We start from the raw sequence: 25,548 nt of genomic DNA on the forward strand, positions 1-25,548 counted from the left end.
CGAGTCAGTTGATACAAGCAGCAATTCTCGTGCCGGTGAGATTGCCTATTTCGAGGGCTCGCCGAGCGACAGCATCAGCCGGTTCGCCCAGTTGAAGAACGCGGCGCCGTTGATGACGTCGACGATCTCGGCGTCGTCGAGACCGGCGCGGCGCAGCTCGGCGATATTGTCTGGCCCGAATGCGATCGGCGTGGCGGCCATCGCCACCGAGGCCTTGACCACCGCATTCCAGCGCTCGCCGAGATCGGCCCCGACGCCCTCATCGAGCAGGCGCTGCACGTCGTCGCGGCGCTTGGAATAGGTGCTGGCGAAGCGCGCATGCACGGAAGCGCAATAGATGCAGCCGTTGTAGCGCGAGGTGGCAGCCGCTGCGAGCTCGCGCTCGGCGCGCGGCAGGCCGTCGGCGACGTTGTAGAAGATGTCCTTGTCGGTCTTGGTGCGGGCTTCCAGCACTTCGGGATCGCGCACCAAGAGACGAAAATATTCCGACTTGGCACGGGCGCGGTCGACGAGGCCCGCGTAGTGCCGCTCGGTCAGCTCGGCCTCGGGCAGCGGGTCGATCCACGAGACCCAGCCGAGCTCGTCCTGGGTGAAGACGACGGGCGGATTGACGGTGCTCATGATCGGGCCTCCGACGTACTTGCGGCGGCGAGCGTGCGCAAGCCGCTGACGACGCGGACCTGGAACGACAGGAACGCAACGAGCTGCGAGAACGTGACGATGCCGGTGGTCGACCAGCCGGAGGCCAACAGCGCCTTCATGTCGGCGGATGCGGCATCGCGGGGGTGGAAGACCAGGAGATGCGCATGCTCAAGCGCCGCGACAAGCCGCTCGCCGAGGACAGGCTTGCGCTCCGCGCTGACGCGATAGACCAAGCCGGCCTTGCTCTCGATCGACAACGGACCGGCCGGATAGGCGCCGTATGGGCCCGAGGTCTTGCCGTGCTCAATCTCGGCCTTGATCGCTTCGACCAGTGCCGCGCCATCCGTAGTCGCGGCGAGCTTGTCGCGATAGAAGGCGGCGACGGGGGACTCACCATGCAGCCCGGTCACGAAGGCCGCGACCGCGGCGCGTTCGGCCAGCGGAAAATCGCCCGCATCGATCGGCTCGAACAGGGCGAGATAGCTCTTCTGCGCATTCTCGCGCGCCTGCAGGCGGCGCGCGCGGATGGCGTCGAGGGTAGAGCCGGGCTCGATGCCGGCGAGCGTGTCGATGATGTCTTGCGTACCCATCATTCAGCCTTGTGCAAAGCGACTCTATTCATTCCGGCTAGCCTGCGAGGGCAACGTCTTTGGCGGCCGTCCGGGTCCAGCCCAGCACTGGTGCGACCTTGTCGGCCACGAGCTCGATCGAGCGCAGGACGTAAGGATGCGGCGCATCGACCGAATGCACCTGGAAGACGAGATCGGTCACTCGCTCCAGCGTGGCGTCGGTACGGAGCGAAGCGATGACGTGGTCGGCATCGCCGACATGGGTGTCGAACGCGGTGATCATCTCCTCCAGCGTCTCGCCGGGGGGAAGATGGCCGCCCTTCATGAATTGCGGCAGCGCGCGGCGCAGCCCGATGTCGGCGAGCCGCAGCGCCTCGCGATGGTCGTCGGCAACGAAGACGCTGCGCGAAGCCATGATGCGCGGCTCGCAGCCCGGCGGCAGCGCGGCGAGATAGGCGTCGATGATCGGGTTCTGGATCTCGGCGAGCGTCGCGTTCGGGGCATCCTTGGATCGCGGCTGCGTACGCGAAAGCAGGAGGCCGTCGCCCGCCTTGCCGGCCCGGGCGCCACCGGCGACGGAGAACGTCGCCTGCCAGATGCGCTTGTCCAGCTGCGGCCGCTGCGGATAGAGCGTGTCGCCGCCATCAAGCGGCTTGCCGGTCAGTGCCTTGCGGACGATCTCCAGATTGCGGGCGAAGATCTCGTTGCGCTGGGCGCTGTCGAGGCCAAAGGCGGCGAAGGCCGACGGGTTGCCGCCGGTGCCGACGCCGAGCTCGAAGCGGCCGTTGCACAGGAGATCGAGCACCGCGGCGTCCTCCGCTACCCGCACTGCGTTCTCCAGCGGCAGCGTGACGATGCCGGTGCCGAGGCGGATGCGCGAGGTCTGGGCGGCGACGTAACCCAGGAAGGTGAAGGGCGACGGCAGGCCGCCCTCGCGCTCATGGAAATGATGCTGCGCGATCCACGCGGAATCGAGCCCGGCCTTTTCGGCGCGGACGATTTGCTCGGCGGCGAAGCGATAACGGTCCGCCGGCGGCGCCTCGTCGAGCAGCCGCGTGAAGAAGCCCAGGCGTTTCAGGTTGGCAAAGCGTTTCATACGATCCTTGTCGGGCGAGGATGGGCAAACACAGGATGATGTCGGTTACCGCTGCTCCAGACAAGCGGGCATTGCGCAGGGCACATACGCGGCCGCAGCCTGCCGATCGCCTGTGCCGAGCTTTGGCTGGGCAAACTGCCTATCAGCTCGGCAGCACCGCACACTTGAAGGGCGTTACGCCGATCTTGATGCTCCCTGCGGGGCCTGCCGCCGACCACGAGCAAGCGCCGCGGACAGGATCAGGAGCAGGCGAAACGGCATCTTGGTCTCCAGGAAAGGAACGAATTGTTGCAACCGTTATTCGCTCCTCCGCGAGGTCAAATCAATGAAATGGAAATCCAAATTGAGTGCGGGCAACGGTCGCGCGTTCTCCGTACGGCGGCCAACACGAAACGAATTGACGGCGTTGCGACGCCCGTCTCCGGCCGCGGCAACACCACGAAGCTTGATGCGCCTGCCGCAACCGCGCTAACCATGCCGCGCGGCCTTAGAACTTCCCCAAGGGCTTCCCGGACGGCGATCCGGACCATGACCTGCCAGGGCCCTCCCCATCGTCATTTCGTCGCATGGCCTCGCGGCCACGCCAGCATTGCCGCCTCGTGCATCATGGCACATGATGCCGGCGGCGATTGGCTTCGAGATGGAGGATCCGATGAACGAGAACGAAATCCGCAATCTGGTCGCGGAGGTGAAGCAAGGCACGCTGTCGCGGCGCTCGTTCATCAGGACAATGGCCGCGGTCGGAATCGCGGCGCCGATCGCGAGCCAGATCCTGGTCTGGCATGACGTGGCGATGGCTGACGCCACGCTGCCCTACAAGCCGGCCAAGGCCGGCGGCGGCGGCACGCTCAAGATGCTGCTCTGGCAGGCACCCACCCTGCTCAATCCGCATTTCGCGCTCGGCACCAAGGACCAGATCGCCTCGCGCATCTTCTTCGAGCCGCTCGCCGGCTGGGACAAGGAGGGCAACCTCATCCCCTGCCTCGCCGCCGAGGCTCCGACAAAGGCGAACGGCGGCCTTGCGGCCGACGGCATGAGCGTGATCTGGAAGCTGAAGCGGGGCGTGACCTGGCATGACGGCAAGCCTTTCACCGCCGACGATGTCGTCTTCACCTGGCAATACGCCGCGGATCTCGCCACCGCGGCCTACACCACGGGCTCCTACAAGGACCTCAAGGTCGAGAAGATCGACGACTATACGGTCAAGGCGATCTTCCGGGCGCCGACGCCGTTCTGGGCCGATCCGTTCGTCGGCTCGGTCGGGATGATCCTGCCCAAGCATCATTTCGGCGACTATGTCGGCGCCAAGTCGCGCGAAGCGCCAGGTAATCTGAAGCCGGTCGGCACCGGCCCGTACAAATTCGTCGAGTTCAAGCCGGGCGACATGATCCGCGCCGAACGCAATCCGGACTATCACATCAAGAACCAGCCGCATTTCGATACGGTCGAGGTCAAGGGCGGCGGCGACGCGGTGTCCGCGGCGCGCGCCGTGCTGCAGACCGGCGAATACGACTTCGCCTGGAACATGCAGGTGGAGGAGGAGGTCCTCAAGCGCATGGAGGCGGGCGGCAAGGGCAAGCTCGACATCACGCCGTCCGGCAATGTCGAGTTCATCATCCTCAACACGACGGACCCCTGGACCGAGGTCGACGGCGAGCGCTCGAGCGTCAAGACCAAGCATCCGACGCTGTCCGATCCCGCCGTTCGCCGCGCCATCAATCTCTTGATCGACCGCGATTCGATCCAGAAGTTTATCTACGGACGCGCCGCCATCGCGACCGCGAGCTTCGTCAACGCGCCCAAGCAGTTCAAATCGCCGAAGCTGAAATACGAGTTCGACATCGACAAGGCCAACAAGATCCTCGATGAGGCCGGCTGGACCAGGGGCGCGGACGGCATCCGCGAGAAGGACGGCAAGAAGCTCAAATACGTGTTCCAGACCTCGACCAACGCCCCGCGCCAGAAGACGCAGGCCATCATCAAGCAGGCCTGCCAGAAGGCCGGCATCGACATCGAGATCAAGGCGGTCACTGCCTCCGTGTTCTTCTCCTCCGACGTCGGCAATCCCGACACCTATTCGAAATTCTATGCCGACATGGAGATGTACAACACGACGCAGCCGCAGCCCGATCCGGAGCGCCTCTTGAACCAGTGCGTGTCCTGGGAGATCGCCACCAAGGACAACAAGTGGCTCGGCCGCAACAATTCGCGCTATTCCGATCCCGAAGCCGACAAGGCCTACAAGGCCGCGCAGAACGAGCTCGATCCGGTCAAGCGCGCCGCGCTGCTGATGAAGGTCGACGAGATCTTCTGCGAGGCCAACGTGTTCCTGCCCCTGCTCTCGCGCCACGTGGTCAACGCCGGCGCCAACAATTTGATGATCGACATCTCCGGCTGGGACACCATCACGTGGAACCTGGCGGCGTGGTATCGCACCTAGGCGCTCGTGAGCGCGCTGATCGTTGCAGCGCAGCGCGACGTGACGTCGAATCCCTTCCACTGTGTGCTCCAGATCACAGCAGAATCGCGCACCGTCGCCTACAAGGGTCGGGCATGGCCGCAAACAATGTAACGGCGGTACGCACGAGGCTGGGGAGACGATCAACAGCTACGGACTTTGCGAAGCCGTCAGGGTGAAGAACCCGGCGGCCTTTTTGTTTTGCTGGTTCGGTAGGATAGGTAGAGCGAAGCGAAACCCATCAATATGTTTCGAACGCGGGTGCATGATGGGTTTCGCAAGGGCTCTACCCATCCTACGCACTGGCTATGAAGCGCCCGAGCCCTTTCGCTCCTCGCGTTCATCCTCGATCTGGCGTTCGGCTTCGAGCCAGAAGTCCAGCTCCCGATTGCTCGGCCGGCCCGCCTGCTCCCAGAGCTCATAGGCGCGTGTGCGGACCTTGCCACGGCGCATCATGCGGAGCAGCTTTCGTTTCAGCTCCTCGGCGAAGCTCCTGAAGCGTTGTCCGGTGGTTTCGTCCTTGACGAGCGAGGCCGCTCGCGTTGCGAGTTCGATCTGGTGCTCTAGCTTCTTCTGCTCGTCCACCGCCGAAACTGCCGTGGGAAAAGAACGTTGTCGGAGCCGTGCGGACACTCAATTCCCTTCCCGGATGATCCGTTCCCGTCAAGTGCAGCGCTTTCGGAAGTGACCCTCCTTCGCAGCATTACCTGATCCGAAGCAGCCGGCGCCGCTAGTGCCACGTCGTGTCGGCTTCGACGATCACCACCCTGATTTCAGGGTCCTCAGTCGTGTTGCAGGCGCAGGGCATGCCCTCGCCGCAGCGGCAGCCGCCGAGCTTCTCGCTCCAGACCCGGAGCGGATGGTTTTCGCAGACCCAGCCGAGACCCTGGCAGAATGGGCAGGTCTTGTCGGTCACAGCGTATCCGGCGTCCGCAGCGTGTTCGACTTGTCCTCGTTGCGTAGCTCCTGCTCAGCCGCGTGCCAAAATTCCTGCTCGCGGCCTTCGGGCTTGCCCGCCTGCTCCCACAATCGGTGCGCGCGTTCTCTGATCTCTTGCTCGGTCGGCTCGGACAATTGCACCTCCTGCTTGGAAGCACGGCCCCACCCTGGGGGGTATGGGGGGCTTGGAGGCGGGGCCGTGCAGGCCAGCCATCGGCGGCGACGCTGGCCCGCGGAGTCAAGTTTCGACCACGTCCAAGAGTTCCTGCGCGTCTGCCCGTACCGGATGGCCGCGCTTGTCCCGGGCATCCACACCTTTCCATCCAGCATTGCTGCCGATGCCGGATACACGTGGGCAGTCACGTCATTCGAACCCAGACGCCTTTGCCGGCGGATGACTTCACGGCAGCATCGATCAACTTCACGCCTGCAAGGCCATCCTCGACCGTCGGGAAGACGACATCGGGATGCGGCTCTTCACCGGCCGCTGCCGCGCGGATGGCGCGCGCCGCCTCGGCATAGATCGTTGCGAAACCTTCAAGGTAGCCCTCGGGGTGCCCCGATGGGATGCGGGTGACCCGACCCGCCTCGCCCGATGCGCCGGCCCCGCCGCGGGTCAGGAGCTGTCTGGGCTGGCCGTAGGGCGTGAACCAGAGATGGTTCGGATTCTCCTGCGCCCATTCGAGGCCGCCTTTGCTGCCGTAGACGCGCAGCGTGAGCCCGTTCTCATTCCCAACAGCAACCTGGCTCGCCCACAGCATGCCCTTGGCGCCGCCCTTCCACTTGAGGAGGATTTGAACATCATCGTCGAGCCGCCGCCCCTCGACGAAGGTCGACAATTGGGCGAGCAGTTCGTCGAGCTCGAGCCCGCTGACGAAGCAGGCAAGATTATAGGCGTGGGTGCCGATGTCGCCGATGCATCCGCCCGCGCCGGACCGGGACGGGTCCGTGCGCCATGCCGCCTGCTTCTGGCCGGTGGTTTCCAATGGCTCGGTCAGCCAGTCCTGCAGATACTCGACCTTGACGAGACGGATCTCGCCGAGATCGCCGTTCGCGATCATGGCGCGCGCCTGCCGGACCATGGGATAGCCGGTGTAATTGTAAGTGACGACGAAGATCCTGCCCGTTTTCCTGACCAGCGCCGCCAGTTCCTCGGCCTCGGCAACGGTCGTGGTCAGCGGCTTGTCGCAGATGACGTGGATGCCGGCTTCGAGGAAGGCTTTCGCGACCGGGCTGTGCATATGATTGGGCGTCACGATCGCGACCGCCTCGATGCCATCCGCTCTCGCAGCTTCAGCCCGCGCCATCTCCTCGAAAGAGCCATAGGCACGGTCGCCAGCGATGCCGAGCTCCTTAGCGGAGGCTTTGGCACGAACCGGATCCGACGCGAGCGCGCCGGCCACCAGTTCGAACTGGTCGTCGATGCGCGCGGCAATGCGGTGGACGGCACCGATGAAGGCACCCTGGCCGCCGCCGACCATCCCGAGACGGATACGGCGATGGCCGCCGGTTTCATTGCTTGCTTCGATCGCCATGTTGCACCCTCAGTTCAGGAGATGCCGAGCATCCTGCGATTGGCAGCCGCGTCGGTGCCGCTGCCGGCGAAATCGTCGAAGGCTTTCTCTGTCACCTGGATGATATGGTTTCGGATGAACTCGGCGCCCTCGCGCGCGCCTTGCTCGGGATGTTTCAGGGCGCACTCCCATTCGAGCACCGCCCAGCTGTCGTAATCGTATTGCGTGAGCTTGGAGAAGATGGCGCCGAAATCGACCTGGCCATCGCCGAGCGAGCGGAAGCGGCCGGCTCGGTCGACCCAGCTTTGGAACCCGCCATAGACACCCTGGCGGCCGGTCGGATTGAATTCGGCGTCCTTGACGTGAAACGCCTTGATGCGCTGATGGTAGATGTCGATGTAATCGAGATAGTCGAGCTGTTGCAGCACGAAGTGCGAGGGGTCGTAGAGCAGGTTCGCGCGCGGATGGTGGTTCACGCGATCGAGGAACATTTCGTAGGAGACACCGTCGTGGAGGTCCTCGCCCGGGTGGATCTCATAGGCGAGATCGACGCCATGCTCGTCGGCATAGTCGAGAATGGGCCGCCAACGCCTGGCGAGCTCGTCGAAGGCGGTCTCGATCAGGCCGGCGGGACGCTGCGGCCAGGGATAGACATAGGGCCAGGCAAGCGCGCCGGAGAACGTCGCCTGGGCACCAAGCCCGAGCCGCCTGGACGCCAGGATGGCGCGCTTGACCTGATCGACGGCCCATTCCGTGCGGGCCTTGGCGTTGCCACGCACCTCCGGCGCGGCGAAGCCGTCGAACGCCGCATCATAGGCCGGGTGAACGGCGACGAGCTGGCCTTGCAGATGAGTCGAAAGCTCGGTGATGGAAAGGCCGTGGCGAGCCGCAATACCCTTCGCCTCGTCGGCATAGGTTTGAGACTCCGAGGCCTTGTTCAAGTCGAAGAGCCGTCCATCCCAACTCGGAATCTGAATCCCCTTGTAGCCCAGCGATGCCGCCCATCCGCATATCGCATCGAGGGAATTGAACGGCGCCACGTCAGCAGCGAACTGAGCGAGGAATATCGCAGGCCCTTTGATCATCTTCATCGCGTGCTTCCTTCTGCCTTGGACGTTTTGGGCGAATGCGTTGCCGACACCCATGCTCCGGACCATCGTCAGGATCGCTTCTCCGCACGATGGGTTCGAGGATGCCGGCCATTAAGGGAGAGCAATACCGGTCTACGCAACGAGAAAAAGCTTCAAACGGCCACAGGTCAGATCCAGGCCGAAACCTCATCGCTTCTGCAACACGGTCGAGAGCGCCGAACCGTCGTTCAAGATCGAGAAGATCTCGCGCGACGATAGATGCTCCGCGGCCTCCGCGAAAGTCTCGCTCGCATCGACCTTGGCACGGCCGACCGCCAGATTGGCGTCGACGGTGTCGGGTCTGATGGGACGAGGAGGCGGCAGCTGCGCGAGGTGGAAGGCGAGGAGCGCGGGGTCTTGGCGCAGCTCCAGCAAGGCGGGGCTGTCCCCTGCGTCCACGGACGCGCTGAGTTCGTTCGCTCGGCGCAGGACGGGAGGCGGCTCTCGTTCTTCCGGAGTGACAAACAATCTTCCGAAGACGGGCATGGCGGTCAGCGCGCCGATGGGAACGGCGAACAGCAGCCCAAGGATGACCGGCGACATCCAGAGCAGAAGGGGCAGCGAAACGGCGTAGGCGCTTGCGGCCATCGCAACGCCGCACAAGGTCGGAATGCCGTATTTCCAATAGAGCTCGCGCCGCTCCACCGTGCCCTCGTCGCGCCTTTGCGTCTGCCACCCGGCATCGCGGCCGGCCAGAATCTCGACCACCGCGATCGTCTGAAAGATCATCATCACCGGCGCCATCAGCGCGGATACGACGATCTCTGCGAGAACGCCGGCCGAAGCACGCAACGCGCCGCCGAACTGGCGTCTCACCGGGCCTCGCATCCAGACGAGCACGAGGCTGAGCAGCTTCGGCAACAGCAGCAACCCCATCGTGGCGACGAACACCCAGATCGCGAGCACGGGATCCTGGGCCGGCCAGGTCGGAAACAACGAGAACCCCTTCGGAAAATACTCCGGGCGCACGAAGCGGGCCTGCAACGAGATCAGCATCCCCAGCAGGAGGAACAGCAGCCAGAGGGGTGCCGTCAGATATGCCCCTATCCCCACCATGAAATGCAGGCGCGACACCCAATGGAGACCCCGTGCAGGCACCACGGCGAGATGCTGAAGATTGCCCTGACACCAGCGCCGGTCGCGCGCTGCGAAATCGAGCAGCGAAGGCGGCACCTCTTCGTAGCTTCCGCCGAGCGTCGGCAGCATGTAGATGCCCCACCCGGCGCGCCGCATCAACGCAGCCTCGACGAAATCGTGGCTGAGGATGTGCCCGCAGAACGGCTTCCGTCCCCGAAGCTGCGGCAGCGCCGCCTCTTCAGCAAACGCCCTCACCCGGATGATCGCATTGTGACCCCAGTAATTGCCTTCGGAGCCGTGCCACCAGGCGACGCCGGCGGCGATCATCGGCCCGTACAGGCGGCCCGCGAATTGCTGGACCCGGCTGAACAGGCTGCGCGCGTTGACGACCATGGGCAGCGTCTGGACGAGGCCGGCGCTCGGATTGCTCTCCATGGCATGGACCAGGCGGACGATGGTCTGCCCGCTCATGAGGCTATCGGCGTCGAGCACGATCATGAAGTCGTAGGCGCCGCCGAACCGCGTGATCCACTCGGAGATGTTCCCGGCTTTGCGCGCCGTATTCTCGGCTCGGTGGCGATAGTACAACCGTGGCGTCCCCACCGCCTGTCGCAGCGCGAGGAGCGCTTTTTCCTCGGCAACCCAGATGTCGGGATCGGTGCTGTCGCTCAGAACGTACCAGTCGAACAGCTTTCCTTGCGAGGTCGTCTCCAGGGATTCGATGACCGCCCGAAGTCGCGCCGTCAATCGGTGCGGATCTTCGTTGTAGGTGGGAAGCAGCATGGCGGTGCGGCCTGTGATCGCAGGCAGCTCCGCGTCTGCCGCGAAGGCGTCCGGACGATGGGCGAGCAGCACAAAGAAGCCGGCCAGCGCGGAGGCGAACGAGAAGGCGACCCAGGCGAGCAGGACCAGAAAGAGCGCCAGCACCATCGCTTCGAGGACGGTGACGCCCCCGACCTCCAGCACGCGATACATCTCATATCCGCCGCCGGCCGTGAGCGCCGCCGTCGAGAGCAGGATGAGGCCGCGCCGCCAGGCCATCGCGGAGGCAACCGGCGCAGGACTGCGGTCGGGTACCCGGTTCTTGCCGAGGTCGCCGGGAGCCATTGGAAGAGGGGACTCGCCCGGCAGCAGGCGCTGGGTCGCGATCTCGCCGGCAATCGGCCGCGGTGCCGTGCTCAGGGCGCCCATCGGTACACCCAGGTTTCCGACAAGGGCTTGTCGCCTTCGGCCAGGAACGCCCGCAGCTCGATCGGCTCGCCTTTCACCTGGCACTGGAAGCTGAGCCGCCAGCCACCGGTGTAGGGATTAGGCTGCGTGACGATGTTCTTCACCTCGGACTTCTCCGCCGTCACCACGCCTTTGACACCGGCAGGATCGACGCCCTTGAGATTGTCGCCGAACAGATCGAGCACGAACAGGCGCGCGTACTCGCCCCTCGCCCCGATCCCGCTTCGCGTGAATCGGGCGAGCGAATGCGGCTTCGGGCTATCCGGCCCCCAATGCAGCCGATAGGTGTAGTTGTGCTCGCCCTTGGCCTGCAGCGGGTTTTTCGGTCGCCAGAATGCGGCGATGTTGTCGTGGATCTCCTCCTTGGTCGGGATCTCGAACAGCACGACGCCGCCCTCGCCCCAATCCCCGATCGGCTCCATCCAGAGACTTGGGCGCTTTTCGAAGCCGGATTCGATGTCCTGATAGGCGAAGAAGTTTCTTTCCCGCTGCATCAGCCCGAACCCGCGCGGATTGAGATCCTGGAAGGTGCTGATCTGGAGATCGCGAGGATTGCTGAGCGGCCGCCACAGGCTCTCGCCCTTCCCATTGAAGATGGCAAGGCCATCGGAATCGTGGACTGAGGGGCGGAAATCGTCGATGTCGTTGCGGTCGTTCGGGCCGTAGAAGAACATGCTGGTCATGGGCGCGAGGCCGGCCCGCGGCATCTCGACGCGTGGGTAGACCGACATTTCGACGTCGAACACCGTCGTCTCCCCGGGGCGCACCGTGAATCGATAGCTCGCTGCGCAGCTCTTGCTGTCGAGCAGGGCATGAATCACCAACGAGGTCGCACCGGATGCCGGCCGCTCGAGCCAGAACGTCTTGAAGCGCGGAAATTCCTCGCCCTTGGCTTCGCCCGTATCGATCGACAGCCCCCGCGCGGAAAGCCCGTATGTCTGTCCCTTGGCCACGGCGCGGAAATAGCTCGCGCCCAGGAAGACGCAGACCTCGTCGTAATAGTCGGGACGGTTCATCGGCGCATGGATGCGGAAGCCTGCGAACCCGACATCGCTGTCCTCGAACGCCGGGACCTTCTCGCCGAAGGAGAAGTCCGCCTTGCGGTACTTGAGCTCGGATGCCTTGCCGTCCGCGACCTCGAAGACGTTCACCCTGTTCTTGTAGTAGAAGCCGCGGTGGAAGAACTGCGCCTCGAACGGCAGATTCTTGCCGCGCCAGAGCGCCCGCTCGGGCAGGAAGCGGATCGAACGGTACTGATCGTAGTCGAGGTCCTTCAATCCGCTCGGCAGCTTCTCGTCCGGCGCCTCGTAGGACTTGCTCGCCAGTATCCGCGCCAGGTCCCGCACGGTGGACGGCCCGAACGCACCATCCGACGGGGCGGCCAGACTGCGTCGGGAAGCAAGCAGCAAAGCCGGCAGCATCGCCGACCCTTGAACAAGCTGGCGTCGGTTCACGTGCTCTCCTACTCCGTTGCGATTGTCGCGGCCAAGCAACGACCGACGGGCGCACGAGTTCCCACCCGCTTGGCCGCGGGAGGAGCGGCCCATTAGAGGTGAGGCTAAATGACCCAAAACGGATGAAATTCGCCGGCCGTGCGTTTCTCTGTGCGACGGCCCGGGCGGCGCTGCCCGCGCTGGTTGCCCGATGCCGCTGGTGCAGGCGCGACCGATCGGCTTCAATGACCCGCGGACAGGGCGCTCGCACCGATGGATCAGGGGGCAAGATGCCTCTGACACGCGCCACACTCATTGCAGGCACGCCCTCGCAATCTCGCGGCTGGTATTGCCCGAGCTTTGCTTGGTCACTCCACCCTCTTGATCAAGAGGGCGCAGGGAAGGCCGGCTGCCGACAGCACCCGCGGTCTGCTGCGCAAAATGCACACGCAGAAAACCGCACAGCAGCATACAGGTGGTGCCGATCACTCGGCCTTCCCTGCGCGATGCCGCGCTCTCCCGGGAGCCGAGTTCCTTCTGGCCTCATGGGCGGAGATATACGACATTTCCGAAATTCGGCTCAATACCGTGAATTTTGCCCGCGCGACAGCCAAAGCCTTGCGTCTCATTTCCCGGCAACGAAGTAAAAATCCTGCCGGCCCGAGACCGATCCGTAGCTGAACGGCTTTTGTGCACGATTGGTCGCCTCCATGACATCGTCACGCACGACGTCGAACAGCCGGCGCACCTCGAGACCGGGCTTGCGCATATTGTTGACGAACGCCGTGGCGAACGGGCTGTTCCTGCCCTCTCCGTCGAGCGCCATCTCTCCGTCCTTGGCGGCATACACCACCAGCGTGCCCGCCTCGGGCTCGATCGCCGCAAGGCCTCGCGACACCGAACGCGACGCCAGCGTCATGGTGCGCTTCATCTGGTTCGCGAAGGGATTATCGCGGCAGGCATCGAGGACGATGAGGCGCAGCCGCTTGGCGCGTTCCGCCGCGTTCAACACCTGGTCCAGCGCCACGGCTTCGAAACTGACGTCGCGGTCGGAGGCGATCTTCGCGTCGATCGGGATCAGATAGTTGACGCCGCCAACCTCCATGCCGTGACCGGCGTAATATACCATCGCCCAGTCGGCGATTTCCGCCTGCCTTGCAAAGTCGCGCAGCGCCGCGGTCAACTCATCCTTGCGCAGATCGGTCAGCAGCGTGACGGAATCGAATCCGGTGAGCTTGAGCGTTTCGGCGACGAGCGCCGCATCGCGCGCCGGATTGGCGAGCGCTGCGACATTCTCATAAGAGGAGTTTCCGACCACGAGCGCGATGCGCCTGTCATTTCTACTTGACGGTCCCGGCAGCGCGATGACCGACGTGGTGGTGGCCGGAACGGTCTTGATTGACGTATCGTCCAGCGCGGCGAGGCGTTCGCGCGCCTTGTCCATCGACCATTTCGCGCTGTCGTACTTCTGCGGGGCAGCCAGAGCTGCGTTGAAGTCGGCGCGGGCCTTTGCGATCTCGCCCAGCTTCTCGAACAACATTCCGCGGTTTACCAGCGCGCTCTGATGTTGCGGATCATTGCGCAGCGACTCATTGAAATCGGCGAGAGCTTGATCGTACCTGCCCTGAAGGAGATAGATGTCGCCGCGATTGTTGTAGGCCAGCGTCGTCCTCGGCAAAAGCCGGATCGCCTCGCTGAAATCGGCCACGGCACGCTCGGACTGGCCGGTGTGCTGATGGGACAGTCCGCGATTGTTGAACGCATAACCGTAGGTCGGGTCAATGCGAATTACCTCGGAGTATTCGGCGATCGCCCGGGTGTGGTCGCCCTTGCCGGCATAGAGCCGCCCTCGATTGAAGTAGGCGAACTTGAACCTCGGATTGATGCGGATCGCTGCGTTGTAATCCGAAAGCGCGCGCTCGGAATCACCTGCAGCGGCATAGGCCATGCCGCGATCGTTCAACGCGTTCAGATTGCTTGCATCGAGCCGGATCGACTCGGTCAGGTCGGCGATCGCCCGATCCACCTCGTTGCGGCGAAGCAGGGCGGCGCCGCGATGCTGCCAGGCAAGCGCGTATTTCGGATCGATGCGGATGGCCTCGCTGAAATCGGAGATTGCGCGATCGTAGTCGCCCTTGTCGCCATATTCGGCACCGCGATTGTCAAACGCCAAGGCGTCGCGCCCGCCGCTCTTTGCGATCAGCCGCGAGCACGCGGCGATCCGGCCTTCATGGCCACGCTGCGCGCAGATTGTCCGGTCGTCTGCGGCCGCAAGATCAGCGGCTGCCAGAAAAGTGAAAAAAAAGAAACTGAAAACCAGTGCAATCCGATTCCGCATGGTCGCCACCCTGCTTCCGAACCGGCAGTATAGACAGGGGAAGGCGGCCACGCCTGTGATGGTGATCACAGTAGCGACGCGAAACCCATCGATACCGGCCGACGTGACGCGTGATGGGTTTCGCAAGAGCTCTACCCATCCTACGGGCCCATCAGCCAGCGCAAGCTCGTTCGATTTCAGTTACGTAGGGCCGCGAACCGCAATATCGGGCCAAAGAGGCCAAATTCGCGGGGCGCGCCTGTTCGGCGCCACCATAACACCGACCTTCACTCGGGCGGAACTTCCTTCCTGATCGGCATCGCCGCGTACGAGCCATTGCCCCGGATCAGTTTCAACATTCGGAGGAACTTGTCCGTTCCAGCCGCTTTCACGCTTTTGAGGAGGGACGCTGTGATGACGGAATATGCTGATCTCCGCGACCGCATGGTCGACATTCAACTCGCCGGCCGCGGCATTCGCGACCCCAGGGTGCTGGAGGCCATGCGTCGGGTGCCGCGAGAACGGTTTGTGGAAGCAGGCTTCGAAGAATTCGCATATGAGGACAGCGCGCTGCCGATCGCGAACGATCAAACCATCTCGCAACCTTATATCGTCGCGGCGATGGTCGAGGCGGCCGAGCTCAAATCAACCGACAAGGTGCTCGAGGTTGGCACTGGCTCAGGCTATGCCGCGGCGATTGCATCCCGGCTCGCCGGCACCGTCCATACCATCGAACGACATGCCTCGCTCGCACGGGTCGCCGCAGAACGGCTGGATCTACTCGGATATACCAATTGCATGGTTCATACGGGTGACGGTACGCGCGGTCTGGCCAATGAGGCACCATTCGACGCGATTCTGGTTGCCGCCGGCGGCCCCTCGATTCCGGAGGCGCTCAAGCGCCAATTGGCGATCGGCGGTCGTCTCGTCATTCCGGTCGGCAATTTCGCGGACGAACAGTCGCTGCTCCGGATCTCCCGCCGAACGGCGACGGACTACGATGAAGAGACCTTGGGCGCTGTTCGCTTCGTGCCGCTGATCGGCGAGCAGGGATGGGCCGAGAATGGCACGCGTTCGGCGAGCAACCTGACTCCGGGCCACGCGCGGTCACAGTCGGTGACGGACATGATCCAGGCCACGATCGAACCTTTGCCGGCCTTCGACGACCCCGCGTTCGGAGCGCTCTTGGACCGGTTCGAACATTCGCGCCTGGTCCTGCTGGGCGAGGCCAGTCACGGTACATCCGAGTTCTACCAGGTGCGCGCAGCGATCACGCGCCGGCTGATTGAAGATCACGGCTTTACGATCGTCGCTGTGGAAGCGGATTGGCCCGACGCCGCTGCAATCGACCGCTACGTTCGCGATCGCGTGCGCACCGGCCCCGACGAGCCGCCGTTCGAACGCTTCCCGACCTGGATGTGGCGAAACACCGACGTTGTCGCTTTCGTGGACTGGATGCGCGGCTATAACGAGCAAAGGCCGCCAGGCAACCGGGCCGGATTCTTCGGGCTCGACATCTATAACATGCGCAGTTCGATCGCGGCCGTTCTGGCCTATCTCGATAGCGTCGATCCCGAAGCGGCGGCGGTCGCCCGCGAGCGCTATGGATGTTTGACACCATGGCAACGCGAGCCGTCGACCTATGGGCGCGCCGTGCTGACGAAGGGCTATCGCAGATGCGAAGCTGAGGTGATTCGACAGTGTCAGGACATCCTGAACAAACAGCTTGCTTATGGCGCAAGCGACCCGGACAGCTTCCTTGATGCGGCGCAGAACGCCCGGTTGATCGCGGCCGCCGAGCGCTACTACCGGATCATGTATTACGGCGGCGCGGAATCCTGGAACCTGCGGGATACCCACATGTTCGAAACCTTGGGCCATATTCTCCAGGCCCATGGTGCCCAGTCGAAAGCCGTGGTTTGGGCCCACAATTCCCATATTGGCGATGCGCGCTTCACAGAGATGGGGACGGTCCGCAACGAACTCAACATCGGCCAGCTTTGCCGACAGAAATTCGGCGACGCGGCATCGCTCATCGGATTTGGCACCCACACCGGCACGGTAGCCGCTGCCTCGGATTGGGACGGCGAGATGGAAGTGATGCGTGTCCGCCCCTCCCGCGCGGATAGTTATGAGCGGCTGTTTCATGAGGCGAGCGCGAAGCGCGGGATGATTGAATTCCGCCGCCATGAAGCCCTCCGGCGTCGCCTGATCGAGCCTCGCCTCGAACGATTCATTGGGGTGATCTACAGACCCGACACCGAGCTGCAAAGCCACTACGCCGAGGCCTCGCTGCCTCAGCAGTTCGACGGTTTCGTCTGGCTGGATGAGACCCATGCAGTCACGCCCTTCGGACCGGAGCATCGTCGCCCTGGTGCTCCCGACACCTATCCGTTCGGGCTTTGACACGCAGGGCCGCGCCGGCACCAACGACGTTGCGCAACCCTCTGCTGATCATGTCAATCAGGCCAGCGAGCGGGCAGCCATCCGCCACCGCCTACGCATGACCGTGTAAGATCGCGCTGACCGCCGCGATCGCCTGCTTCTCATCAGTCGATCCGGCCGACGCGGCTCAGGCGAGAGCTTAGCTCTGGTTGTGCTGCTGGCTCGGCCGAACGATTCCATGCAGCGCCTTGGCAGTCCCAGCCGACTGGCGTGCCAGATCACTGAGCGATACGATCCCGACCAGGCGCTTGTTCCGGTCCAAGACGGGCAACCGCCGCACCTGTATCTCACTCATGTTCGCGCAGACGTGAGATATGTCCTCGTCTTCAAAACAGTATTTCACCTCGTGGCTCATCGCGTCACGAACCTTGCTGTCCGGCCCTTTGCCGTCCGCGATGCAGCGCACCGCGATATCCCGATCGGTGATCATGCCCACGAGCCGATCGCCGTCACCGACGGGCAACACACCACAATCGCATTGCTTCATCAGCTTTGCTGCGTCCTGGATCGTGTCGGTGGGATTCACAACTTTGGCATCGCGCGTCATCACTTCACTGATCTTCTTCATGGTCATCTCCTGGTCGCGCTCCAAGCCTCGCTAAACGCGCGGGCTCGTTCGATTATCAGCTGCGGCCAGTTTCCCGGTTTCGTGACACTCCGCAGAGCGCCAGCTCTACCTGATAGGCGGGGAACATCGCTCCGCGCATCCGGGTGCCGCGTCCCTAGTCTCCCAAACGATGCGGGGCACATCCTGTTCCTGTGCAGATTTGCTGAGCTGACCGACACCATAATCGGCGACGTCAAGCAGACGCATCTGAAATCCTCCGGCGAGCCGAAGCGGAACGTGAAAGATTTGCTCAGTCATTTTCGCGCACCGCGAATGTCGCGAGATTGCGTTCGTTCCTATCATTGGGGAACCGAATGTCCTCGCGTGTCCGCGCATTCGAGTAGGAACCACCTCTGTGTCTAACTCGTTTTGATGTGCCGATCATTGCGTTGCAGAGATCTGAACATGGCTATCGACTTCAATCATACGATTCTGGCAGCTCGCGACAGCAAGGCGTCGGCCGATTTCCTGGCTGAGATGCTAGGGCTGCCGGCGCCGCGACGCTGGGGGCCGTTCCATATGGTCAGGACCGACAATGACGCCAATCTCGACTATATGGATCAGCAAGGAGAGATCGCGCGTCAGCACTATGCTTTCCTGGTTGGTGACGCCGAGTTCGATGCGATCTTTGATCGGATTCAGAAGCGGAAGCTGACCTACTGGGCTGATCCCGCGCAGCGGAAGCCAACCGAGATCAACGATCACGACGGCGGACGCGGCCTCTACTTCGAAGAGCTGAACGGGCATCTGCTCGAAATCATTACGCGCCCGTACGGCAGCGGCGGCTGGAATCCGTAACCGGCCGGTCCGGAAAAAGCTGGCTGCGGACGTTCGACTTCACGGCGCCTTATGGGAGCGAAGCTCCTGCCATGTCGCGGCATGACGCTTGGCATTGTCGTTTCGCCAGGCAGCGAATGGTCGACGCCGAAAGCTGACATCGAATCTCACGGCGCTTTGAAAAAATCGTAGGATTGGTAGCGGGGGAGCGCTACCGTCTTTCCCCACACCAACCGAACCCGCGATATCTCATCCAATCGTTCGCATGAGGCAGTTCCTGAGCCCGTTGCGGGTTCAGTTCTTACACTCTTAGAGAAGCACGTTGAAAGACCACGAATCGGGCCAAAGCGGCCGAACTCGCGGACGCTCGAACAGTGGCGCATGTTCGGCGCCACCATCGTAAGGCCGACCGTAATCATCGCAATGGCGCAGTTGCTCGACCTCTCGAAGCAACGTCGTCAGTCGATCGATCTGCTGCTCAACAATTTATGTTCTCGCCTAAGTCACACCAAGCATCATGACCGCTTCATTCTGAAAGGAGCAATGCTGCTTACGAAGGGGTTCGAAGATCCGCCACGTCTCGACAAGAGATCTGCGCTTGCTGGCCTGGTTGAGCAAGAAAATAGCGCGGAGGATCGACGATACAATCACGAGGCGTCTGAAGCCAGAATTCCCCAACCGTGCGGCGGCAATGCAATCTCGGTCGCTACGGATTTCCGCCATGTTGTGAGGTTGCCAGCGAGCCTGTCGACACTTGCGCTGATCACGTGCGCGACCGGTGCATCGGCTACGTTCAATGCGACCAACAACTGATTTTCCTCGTGAAATGCCTCAAGCAGGAGATCGGCGACATACTCGGCGACGGCGGGCTCCCGCTGGTTCAGGGCAACCAACTGGCGATGCCCTTCGAACGTCGCATAGTCGGGCTCCTCCGCCGACGAGCCTTCCGGCGGCCAGCGCAAATGAAACCATGAGGCTTCCCCGCAAGCCGGGCCGCCTGCAAGCGCGCGCTGAAAGATCGGGCATTCGCGACCGACATGATTGAATACGCCATCAAGAACGATCCGCAGGCCGCGGCGGTGAGCCGCGTTGATGAATGCGTCGAAGTCGCCATCATCTCCCAACCGCGGGTCAATTTGAAAATGATCGATCGTATCGTATCCATGAGTGGATGAGGCAAAGACAGGCCCCAGCAAGATGCCCGAGACGCCGAGATTCACGGCATAATCGAGCCATGCGGTCAGCTGGCCAAAGCGGCGGACGACGCCATCGCATGCATGAGCGTCCCGCTCCGCCCCGACGAAGCCGAGCGGGTACACGTGCCACCAGACGGCATGTTCGATCCAGTCTCTCACGTTCCCTCGCTTGTGGCGTTGCAGGTCCCTCGATCACGGAATCACGAAGCTTGCGCCGAATCCGACCGAGGAGGCGTCGCCCGGCGTCAATTCAATCTGCTTTTCCGGACCGATCTGAACCCTTCCACCTTCGGTCCTGTGTACTCCGTACTGCCTGACTCGGAGTGCCCCCTGCTCGACAAGCGCATGCCTGATCCGGCTCGCTCCTCATTGGACGGCAAAGGGCCAGTCTCATGCTCTACACCGGCCGGCGCATCAGGGGGGAAGAGGCCGTGACGTGGGGCCTCGCCGACATGCTCGCTCCACAGGACCAATTGCGTGCTGCGGCCCGCGCGCTTGCCTCCGAAATCGCGGAGGCGGCTCCACTTGCCGTGAGCAAGACTTTCCCGGGCCGACATTCGTCACGCCACATCGAACTTCACGCCCTGAGCCAACGGGAGCGTGCGACCGTAGTTGATGGTGTTGGTCGCACGCCGCATATAGGTTTTCCACGCGTCGGATCCGGACTCGCGCCCGCCGCCGGTCTCCTTCTCGCCGCCGAAGGCGCCTCCAATCTCCGCGCCGGATGGGCCGATATTGACGTTGGCGATGCCGCAATCGGAGCCACGCGCCGACAAGAATGTTTCCGCTTCACGCAGATCATTGGTGAAGATGGACGACGACAGCCCCTGCGGAACGGCGTTGTGTAACTCGAGCACGGCATCGAAATCGCGATATTTCATCACGTAGAGGATTGGCGCAAAAGTCTCGTGCTCCACCGGTCCGGTCTGCGCCGCGATCTCGACCAGCGCCGGGCGGACATAGTAGGCGTCAGTCGCCCCCTCGATGGCAACCCGCTCGCCACCCTGGACCCGCCCTCCGGCAGCGGTCGCAGCCTCGAGCGCACTCTGCATCGCGCGATAGGCCGCGCCGTCGATCAGCGGACCAACTAGGTTACCGTCTTCCAGCGGAGAGCCGACGGTGACGGACGCATAGGCCTGTTTCAGGCGCGGTATAAAGCTATCGTAGACGCTCTCGTGGACGAACAGGCGGCGCAACGTCGTGCAGCGCTGTCCCGCCGTTCCCATCGCGGCAAAGGCAATGCCGCGCAGCGTGAGGTCGAGGTCGGCCGTCGGCGCGACGATCGCCGCATTGTTGCCGCCGAGCTCGAGCAGCGCCCGAGCGAACCGGCTCGCGAGCCGCGGACCGACCGCGCGTCCCATCGCCGTGGAGCCGGTAGCCGAGACCAGCGGCACCTTCGCATGGTCGACGAGCACCTCGCCGATCGCACGGCCGCCGAACAGCACCGCCGCAAGCCCCTGCGGCGCGCCTCCACCAGCCTCATTGAAGCGTTTGAGCGCGCGCTCAAACAGACCGTGTGTCGCAAGCGCAGTCAGCGGTGTTTTCTCCGACGGCTTCCAGACCAGGCTGTTGCCGCACACCAGCGCCAGGGCTGCGTTCCAGGCCCACACGGCGACCGGAAAATTGAACGCAGAGATGATTCCGGTGACGCCAAGCGGATGCCAGCTTTCCGTCATGCGATGCTCGCCGCGCTCGGTCGCGATCGTCAGGCCGTAGAGCTGTCGCGACAGGCCGACTGCGAAATCGCAGATGTCGATCATTTCCTGAACCTCGCCGAGACCTTCCGAGACGATCTTGCCGACCTCGATCGAGACCAGTCGGCCCAAAGCCACCTTGCTGGCGCGCAGCTCCTCGCCGAACAGGCGCACCAGCTCCCCGCGCTTGGGCGCCGGCACCAGTCGCCACGCCAAAAACGCGGCGTGGGCCTTCTCGATCACGGACGTCGCCTCGCCAGCGCCGACCTCGGTGACCCGGCCAATAGGCCTGCCAGTGATCGGGGTACGAACGACGATGGTGCCCTCTGTGTAGTCGGAGCGCTTGACGCCGAGCGCGGCGAGAAGCCTGTCGACTTCGCCGGCAAGATCGGCATTGGCGGCATGCGTGTGCGGTGTTGATTTGATGGACATGGCGGTTTTCCAAATGTAGGAGTCAATCTTGGTTCCGTTGCTGGCGCGCGCGCCTAACCCGTAAGGCCGGAACGCGATGCGTTCCCAGGAAAGCCATGGCGGTATCCATCTCGCGCAGGACCGAGATTGCGGCCGCCATGGGCCGAGACCACGATGCCGTCGGCCCCGATCTCGACCGCCTTTTTAGCATCCTCCACCGCGAGCACGCCCTTGATGGTGAGTTTACCCGGCCAGATCTCGCGCAGCCAGCGCATGTCGTCCCAGCTCAGCCGCGGCTCGATCCGGATCGACTCGGCGATGTCAGCGCGGGTGATGCCGGTGCGGAACGCTTCCGGATAATGGCCGTAGGTCGGCATGCCCTCGCTCACGAAATAGCGCGCCAGAACCCCGAACAGCCAACTCGGATGCAGTGCCAAGTCGATCATGCTGCGCAGCCGCGGTTTGAAAGGAATACCGAAACCATTGCGTTCATTATACTCCCGGTTCGGCGAGACCGGCGTATCGACCGTGACGAGCAGGTTGTCGCAGCCGCAGGCGCTCGCCCGCTCCAGGAGGCGTCCGGTCAGGGCGCGATCGCGCCAGACATAGAGCTGGAACCAGAGCAAGGCATCCGGGGCGCCGCGCCGGATTGCTTCCACGGTGGTCACCGATTGCGTCGAGATGCAGACGGGAATGCCGACGCGCGAGGCCGCGCGGGCCAGCTTCGTCTCCCCATCATGCGAAACAAGACCGGCGAGCGCCGTTGGCGCGACAACGAGGGGCGCGGCGATCCTTCGACCGAACAACACCGTGTCGAGATCGCGCCTGTCTTGCCCCGTCAGCACCGCGGGCAGCAAGGTAATGGCGTCAAGCGAGGCACGCAGTCGCGTCAATGCCGTTTCGTCCTCCGAGCCGCGATCAATATACTCGAACAAGCCACGCGGAAGGAATCGTCGCGCGCGGCGGCGATAGTCGCTGGCATTGAGAAGCATCGGCATTTCAGGCCGCGTAGCGTTTGAACTTGGACTTCGAGATCGACGTTGCGGCGACGTGAACATGCTGAACGAGCTCGGCCTCGACACGCTGCGTGGTCCAGCGCGTCGTGGGCACGGAGATGTTGACCGCGGCGATGGCGCGCCCGTGCTCGTCGATGATCGGCGCCGCGACGGAGATATCGCCCATGACGCTTTGGTTGATCTGGATCGAGTAGCCGCGCTTGGCGGCGAGGTGCACCTGCTCCATGAGCTTACCAGGATCCGTAATCGTGTAAGGCGTGAGCGGCTCAAGCCGCGTACGCTTCAAGAGGTGACTTGCTTGACTCGCCGTCTCGCGAAATTCATAGTTACCATAATACAATTGAAATAATCGCATTCCGATTGTTTGCAATCCGCGACCGGGGCCACTGTCGGCCCTCCCGGGAGGCAGGTCTTGTCGAGCGAGGCGAAGGCCTTGTCGAGGTCGCAGGGATAAACCTGCGCGGCCGGCGTGCCCGCGCCCATCAGGGCCTCCTCGATCGTGTCGAACGGATGCTTGCGCACGGCGCGGCGGCCCGGAAATTCGCTCACGTTCCAGAAGTCGGCCCAGGATTGCGGCGCCTTGCGGCCCTTGAAGGCATCGGTGCGATAGGCGAGCACCGTGGTGTAAACGTTGGTGCCGACGCCATAGGGCGACATGCCGAGAGTGCTTCTTCGTGGACGGCCGTGCTTCCCGATTTCAAACCGACACGAGAGCTCCGCTTTCCGCCGCGCGTTTGACCGCATCGATCACTCTGAGGGTTTTCAGCCCTTCACGCCCGCCCACCACAGGCTCGGCCGTACCGCGGATGACCCCGCAGAAATTGGCAATCTGCAGGCCAAGCGGGTCTTCCTTCTCGTACCTCAGCCGCTCGCGCTCAATCGGCGCCCACCAGCTGGCCTTGCTTGGGTGATGCCATAGATCGAGTTGCGGAATAGACAGCGATGCCCTCGTGCCGCCGATCTGATAGCACGTCTCCTGCGTATGACTGTACGCCGGGTTCTCGCCGGCAGTGAATTCCCAGCTCCAAGGCGACTGGATGGTATCGGAGACATTGACCGTTCCCAACGCGCCGGAAGCGAAGTGCAGGATGATCACCGCGGTCTCTTCGACCGCATTTCCACGCAGCCGATTGGATTGGGCAGCTTGCACCGCCACGATATCCCCACAGAGGTACCGCAGCAGGTCGACATCGTGGATGAGATTCAGGAAAACAGGACCCGCCCCTTTCTCGCGGCGCCAGGCCATATCGAAATAATCGTCCGGCTTGATCAGCCAGAACATGCCATGCACCGACACGATCTGGCCGAGCCGACCGCTATCGATCTCCGCCTTGGCGCGTTGGATCATCGGATTGTGGCGGCGATGATGGCCGGTGAGCAGCGGCACGCCTGCCCGCTCGGAGGCTTCGACCAGGGCCTGTGCAGCGACCAACTCATCCGCTAGCGGCTTCTCGATGAGCGCCGGGATGCGCGCTGCGATACAATCCACGCCGTTGGCCACGTGCATCTGATTGGGGGTGGCGACGACCACCCCCTCCGGCCGATTTCCGGAGAGCATGTCCTGAAAGGATGGAAACCAGTCCACGTTCAGCGAAACTGCCAATTCTCGTGCCGCGGGCGCCGGATCGACGATCGACGACAGGACCGCCTCCGGCCGCGCGAGAATGTGTTCGATGTGTCGCTTGCCAATGAGACCCGCTCCCATCACCGACAAGCGGACGGGTGCACTCATACGATGCTATCCCTTTTTCTCATCAAGCAGCTTGGCTACTCGACGCAAGCCGAGCAGATAACCCTGGGTGCCGAAGCCTGCGATGACCCCATCAGCTCGTTTGGAGACAAAAGAGTGGTGGCGGAATTCCTCGCGCTTGTGGACGTTGGAGATATGCACCTCGATCACTGTCCCCTCGAAGGTGTTCAATGCATCCAGGATGGCGACTGACGTGTGGGTGAAAGCCGCGGGATTCATCACGATCCCGGCAGCCGTCTCGCGCGCCTCGTGGATCCAGTCGATCAGCTCGTATTCCCTGTTCGATTGGTAAAAGCGTAGCTCCAGTGCGAGCTCCCCGGCCAACGTCCGGCAATCGCGCTCCACGTCCGCAAGCGTCTCGTGACCGTAGATGTGGGGCTGGCGCTTGCCGAGCAGGTTTAGATTTGGCCCGTTGAGGATGTAGACAAGACGACTCATGAAAAATCTCCGTTCAGTGATGGGCAAGGATCTCGCCAAGGAACTGCCTGGTGCGGGCATGCTGTGGATTGCGGAAGAACGCCTCGGGCGCGCCTTCTTCGATGATCTGGCCTTCGGCCATGAAGATGACCCGGTCGGCGACCTGGCGGGCAAAGCCCATTTCGTGCGTGACGCAAATCATGGTCATGCCGTCGTTGGCGAGGCCGATCATCGTATCAAGCACCTCCTTGACCATTTCGGGATCGAGAGCCGAGGTCGGTTCATCAAACAGCATCACCTTGGGCTGCACGCAGAGCGCCCGCGCAATCGCGACGCGCTGTTGCTGGCCGCCCGAAAGTTGAGCCGGATACTTCTCGGCCTGATCACCGATGCGCACCCGCTCGAGATACTTTCGCGCGGTCGCCTCCGCATCGGTCTTGCCGATGCGGCGCGCGCGAATGGGCGCGAGCATACAGTTCTGCAAGACCGTCATATGCGGAAAGAGATTAAAGCTCTGAAAGACCATGCCGACGTCCTGACGTACGACATCGATAGCCTTGATGCTGCCGTCAAGCCGATGACCGTTCACCACGATACTGCCCTGCTGGATCGGCTCCAGGCGGTTGATACAGCGGATGAGTGTCGACTTGCCTGAACCGGACGGACCGCAGAGCACGATCTTCTCGCCCCTCCGCACGGTGAGATCGACATCGCGGAGCGCTTGGTACCCGCCATACCATTTCTGCACGCCCTTCATTTCGATCAGGATCTGGTCCTGCATGCTGGTCTCCGCTGTCGGGCGGCGGCCAACGCGGATCGCGTTGGCCGCT

25 protein-coding genes and 1 pseudogene are annotated in these 25,548 nt (G+C 63.2%); 5 read left to right on the forward strand and 21 right to left on the reverse strand.

Annotation, left to right across the window (positions count from 1 at the left end; all coding sequences use genetic code 11):
• Positions 1-45: 45 nt before the first annotated feature.
• The 3 genes from HZZ13_RS31850 to HZZ13_RS31860 are packed head-to-tail and all read right to left on the reverse strand — an operon-like array spanning position 46 to position 2,307.
• Positions 46-621: an alkylhydroperoxidase domain protein gene (locus HZZ13_RS31850; protein ID WP_197963409.1), complete on the reverse strand. Its 576-nt coding sequence runs from the start codon at positions 619-621 to the stop codon at positions 46-48.
• Positions 618-1,232 carry a CMD domain protein gene (locus HZZ13_RS31855; RefSeq protein ID WP_197963444.1) on the reverse strand — a complete coding sequence of 205 codons (615 nt, stop codon included), beginning with the start codon at positions 1,230-1,232 and terminating at the stop codon, positions 618-620. The genes HZZ13_RS31850 and HZZ13_RS31855 overlap by 4 nt, the downstream gene beginning before the upstream one ends.
• A 37-nt stretch (positions 1,233-1,269) precedes the next feature.
• Positions 1,270-2,307, reverse strand: a complete 1,038-nt coding sequence (locus tag HZZ13_RS31860; protein WP_197963410.1) for a putative FMN-dependent luciferase-like monooxygenase — start codon at positions 2,305-2,307, stop codon at positions 1,270-1,272.
• 652 nt (positions 2,308-2,959) lie between these two features.
• On the opposite strand from HZZ13_RS31860, the gene HZZ13_RS31865 reads away from it, so the two are divergent.
• Complete coding sequence (locus HZZ13_RS31865) at positions 2,960-4,747, forward strand: peptide ABC transporter substrate-binding protein (protein WP_197963411.1); 1,788 nt, start codon at positions 2,960-2,962, stop codon at positions 4,745-4,747.
• Positions 4,748-5,071: 324 nt separating this feature from the next.
• Here the strand turns inward: HZZ13_RS31865 and HZZ13_RS37450 are convergent, their stop codons facing one another.
• From HZZ13_RS37450 to HZZ13_RS31910, 9 genes are all read right to left on the reverse strand, one after another.
• A complete protein-coding gene (locus HZZ13_RS37450) occupies positions 5,072-5,350 on the reverse strand; it encodes a DUF2934 domain-containing protein (RefSeq protein WP_197948330.1) in 279 nt (92 codons plus the stop codon).
• Positions 5,351-5,495: 145 nt separating this feature from the next.
• Positions 5,496-5,681, reverse strand: a complete 186-nt coding sequence (locus HZZ13_RS31875; RefSeq protein WP_197963412.1) for a hypothetical protein — start codon at positions 5,679-5,681, stop codon at positions 5,496-5,498.
• Positions 5,678-5,839 (reverse strand): DUF2934 domain-containing protein, encoded by a 162-nt coding sequence (locus HZZ13_RS31880; RefSeq protein WP_197963413.1) that lies wholly within the window; start codon positions 5,837-5,839, stop codon positions 5,678-5,680. The genes HZZ13_RS31875 and HZZ13_RS31880 overlap by 4 nt, the downstream gene beginning before the upstream one ends.
• Before the next feature lie 224 nt (positions 5,840-6,063).
• A complete protein-coding gene (locus HZZ13_RS31885; RefSeq protein ID WP_197963414.1) occupies positions 6,064-7,239 on the reverse strand; it encodes a Gfo/Idh/MocA family protein in 1,176 nt (391 codons plus the stop codon).
• 14 nt (positions 7,240-7,253) lie between these two features.
• A complete protein-coding gene (locus tag HZZ13_RS31890) occupies positions 7,254-8,309 on the reverse strand; it encodes a sugar phosphate isomerase/epimerase family protein (RefSeq protein ID WP_197963415.1) in 1,056 nt (351 codons plus the stop codon).
• Between the two features lie 186 nt (positions 8,310-8,495).
• A complete protein-coding gene (gene mdoH, locus HZZ13_RS31895) occupies positions 8,496-10,616 on the reverse strand; it encodes a glucans biosynthesis glucosyltransferase MdoH (RefSeq protein WP_197963416.1) in 2,121 nt (706 codons plus the stop codon).
• Positions 10,604-12,076 carry a glucan biosynthesis protein G gene (locus HZZ13_RS31900; RefSeq protein ID WP_197963445.1) on the reverse strand — a complete coding sequence of 491 codons (1,473 nt, stop codon included), beginning with the start codon at positions 12,074-12,076 and terminating at the stop codon, positions 10,604-10,606. Before HZZ13_RS31900 ends, mdoH begins: the two co-directional genes overlap by 13 nt.
• 324 nt (positions 12,077-12,400) lie before the next feature.
• On the reverse strand, positions 12,401-12,577 hold the full coding sequence (locus HZZ13_RS31905; protein ID WP_197963417.1) for a hypothetical protein: 177 nt from the start codon (positions 12,575-12,577) through the stop codon (positions 12,401-12,403).
• A 136-nt stretch (positions 12,578-12,713) separates the two neighbouring features.
• Positions 12,714-14,261 (reverse strand): tetratricopeptide repeat protein, encoded by a 1,548-nt coding sequence (locus HZZ13_RS31910; protein ID WP_197963418.1) that lies wholly within the window; start codon positions 14,259-14,261, stop codon positions 12,714-12,716.
• A gap of 57 nt (positions 14,262-14,318) precedes the next feature.
• On the opposite strand from HZZ13_RS31910, the gene HZZ13_RS31915 reads away from it, so the two are divergent.
• The gene (locus HZZ13_RS31915) at positions 14,319-14,459 is read left to right on the forward strand and encodes a hypothetical protein (RefSeq protein ID WP_197963419.1); all 141 of its coding nucleotides are present in this window, start codon (positions 14,319-14,321) and stop codon (positions 14,457-14,459) included.
• 360 nt (positions 14,460-14,819) lie between these two features.
• On the forward strand, positions 14,820-16,811 hold the full coding sequence (locus HZZ13_RS31920; RefSeq protein WP_197963420.1) for a protein-L-isoaspartate(D-aspartate) O-methyltransferase: 1,992 nt from the start codon (positions 14,820-14,822) through the stop codon (positions 16,809-16,811).
• 178 nt (positions 16,812-16,989) lie between these two features.
• Here the strand turns inward: HZZ13_RS31920 and HZZ13_RS31925 are convergent, their stop codons facing one another.
• Entirely contained in the window at positions 16,990-17,418 is a 429-nt protein-coding gene (locus HZZ13_RS31925; protein ID WP_197963421.1) for a CBS domain-containing protein, read from the reverse strand.
• 444 nt (positions 17,419-17,862) lie between these two features.
• Between HZZ13_RS31925 and HZZ13_RS31930 the strand changes: the two genes are divergently transcribed.
• The gene (locus HZZ13_RS31930) at positions 17,863-18,255 is read left to right on the forward strand and encodes a VOC family protein (protein ID WP_197963422.1); all 393 of its coding nucleotides are present in this window, start codon (positions 17,863-17,865) and stop codon (positions 18,253-18,255) included.
• A 626-nt stretch (positions 18,256-18,881) separates the two neighbouring features.
• Here the strand turns inward: HZZ13_RS31930 and HZZ13_RS31935 are convergent.
• A complete protein-coding gene (locus HZZ13_RS31935; RefSeq protein WP_197963423.1) occupies positions 18,882-19,589 on the reverse strand; it encodes an alpha-amylase family glycosyl hydrolase in 708 nt (235 codons plus the stop codon).
• Positions 19,590-19,798: 209 nt separating this feature from the next.
• Between HZZ13_RS31935 and HZZ13_RS31940 the strand changes: the two are divergent.
• A pseudogene (locus HZZ13_RS31940) lies at positions 19,799-19,954 on the forward strand (enoyl-CoA hydratase-related protein); the annotation flags it as partial.
• 36 nt (positions 19,955-19,990) lie between these two features.
• On the opposite strand, the gene amaB reads toward HZZ13_RS31940, so the two are convergent.
• The 7 genes from amaB to HZZ13_RS31975 are packed head-to-tail and all read right to left on the reverse strand — an operon-like array spanning position 19,991 to position 25,499.
• On the reverse strand, positions 19,991-21,556 hold the full coding sequence (gene amaB, locus HZZ13_RS31945; RefSeq protein WP_197963424.1) for an L-piperidine-6-carboxylate dehydrogenase: 1,566 nt from the start codon (positions 21,554-21,556) through the stop codon (positions 19,991-19,993).
• Positions 21,557-21,609: 53 nt separating this feature from the next.
• Positions 21,610-22,533: an alpha-hydroxy acid oxidase gene (locus tag HZZ13_RS31950; protein ID WP_197963425.1), complete on the reverse strand. Its 924-nt coding sequence runs from the start codon at positions 22,531-22,533 to the stop codon at positions 21,610-21,612.
• A 1-nt stretch (position 22,534) separates the two neighbouring features.
• Positions 22,535-22,906, reverse strand: a complete 372-nt coding sequence (locus HZZ13_RS31955; RefSeq protein WP_246504638.1) for an IclR family transcriptional regulator domain-containing protein — start codon at positions 22,904-22,906, stop codon at positions 22,535-22,537.
• Positions 22,834-23,208, reverse strand: coding sequence for an extracellular solute-binding protein (locus HZZ13_RS31960; protein WP_246504639.1), 375 nt, complete (start codon positions 23,206-23,208; stop codon positions 22,834-22,836). Before HZZ13_RS31960 ends, HZZ13_RS31955 begins: the two co-directional genes overlap by 73 nt.
• 40 nt (positions 23,209-23,248) lie before the next feature.
• A complete protein-coding gene (locus tag HZZ13_RS31965) occupies positions 23,249-24,283 on the reverse strand; it encodes a Gfo/Idh/MocA family protein (RefSeq protein WP_197963426.1) in 1,035 nt (344 codons plus the stop codon).
• 6 nt (positions 24,284-24,289) lie between these two features.
• On the reverse strand, positions 24,290-24,739 hold the full coding sequence (gene aroQ, locus HZZ13_RS31970; RefSeq protein ID WP_197963427.1) for a type II 3-dehydroquinate dehydratase: 450 nt from the start codon (positions 24,737-24,739) through the stop codon (positions 24,290-24,292).
• 13 nt (positions 24,740-24,752) lie between these two features.
• Positions 24,753-25,499, reverse strand: a complete 747-nt coding sequence (locus HZZ13_RS31975) for an amino acid ABC transporter ATP-binding protein (protein ID WP_197963428.1) — start codon at positions 25,497-25,499, stop codon at positions 24,753-24,755.
• Positions 25,500-25,548: the final 49 nt, after the last annotated feature.

Origin of the sequence: Bradyrhizobium agreste, assembly GCF_016031625.1 — a bacterium.
Lineage (GTDB): Bacteria > Pseudomonadota > Alphaproteobacteria > Rhizobiales > Xanthobacteraceae > Bradyrhizobium > Bradyrhizobium agreste.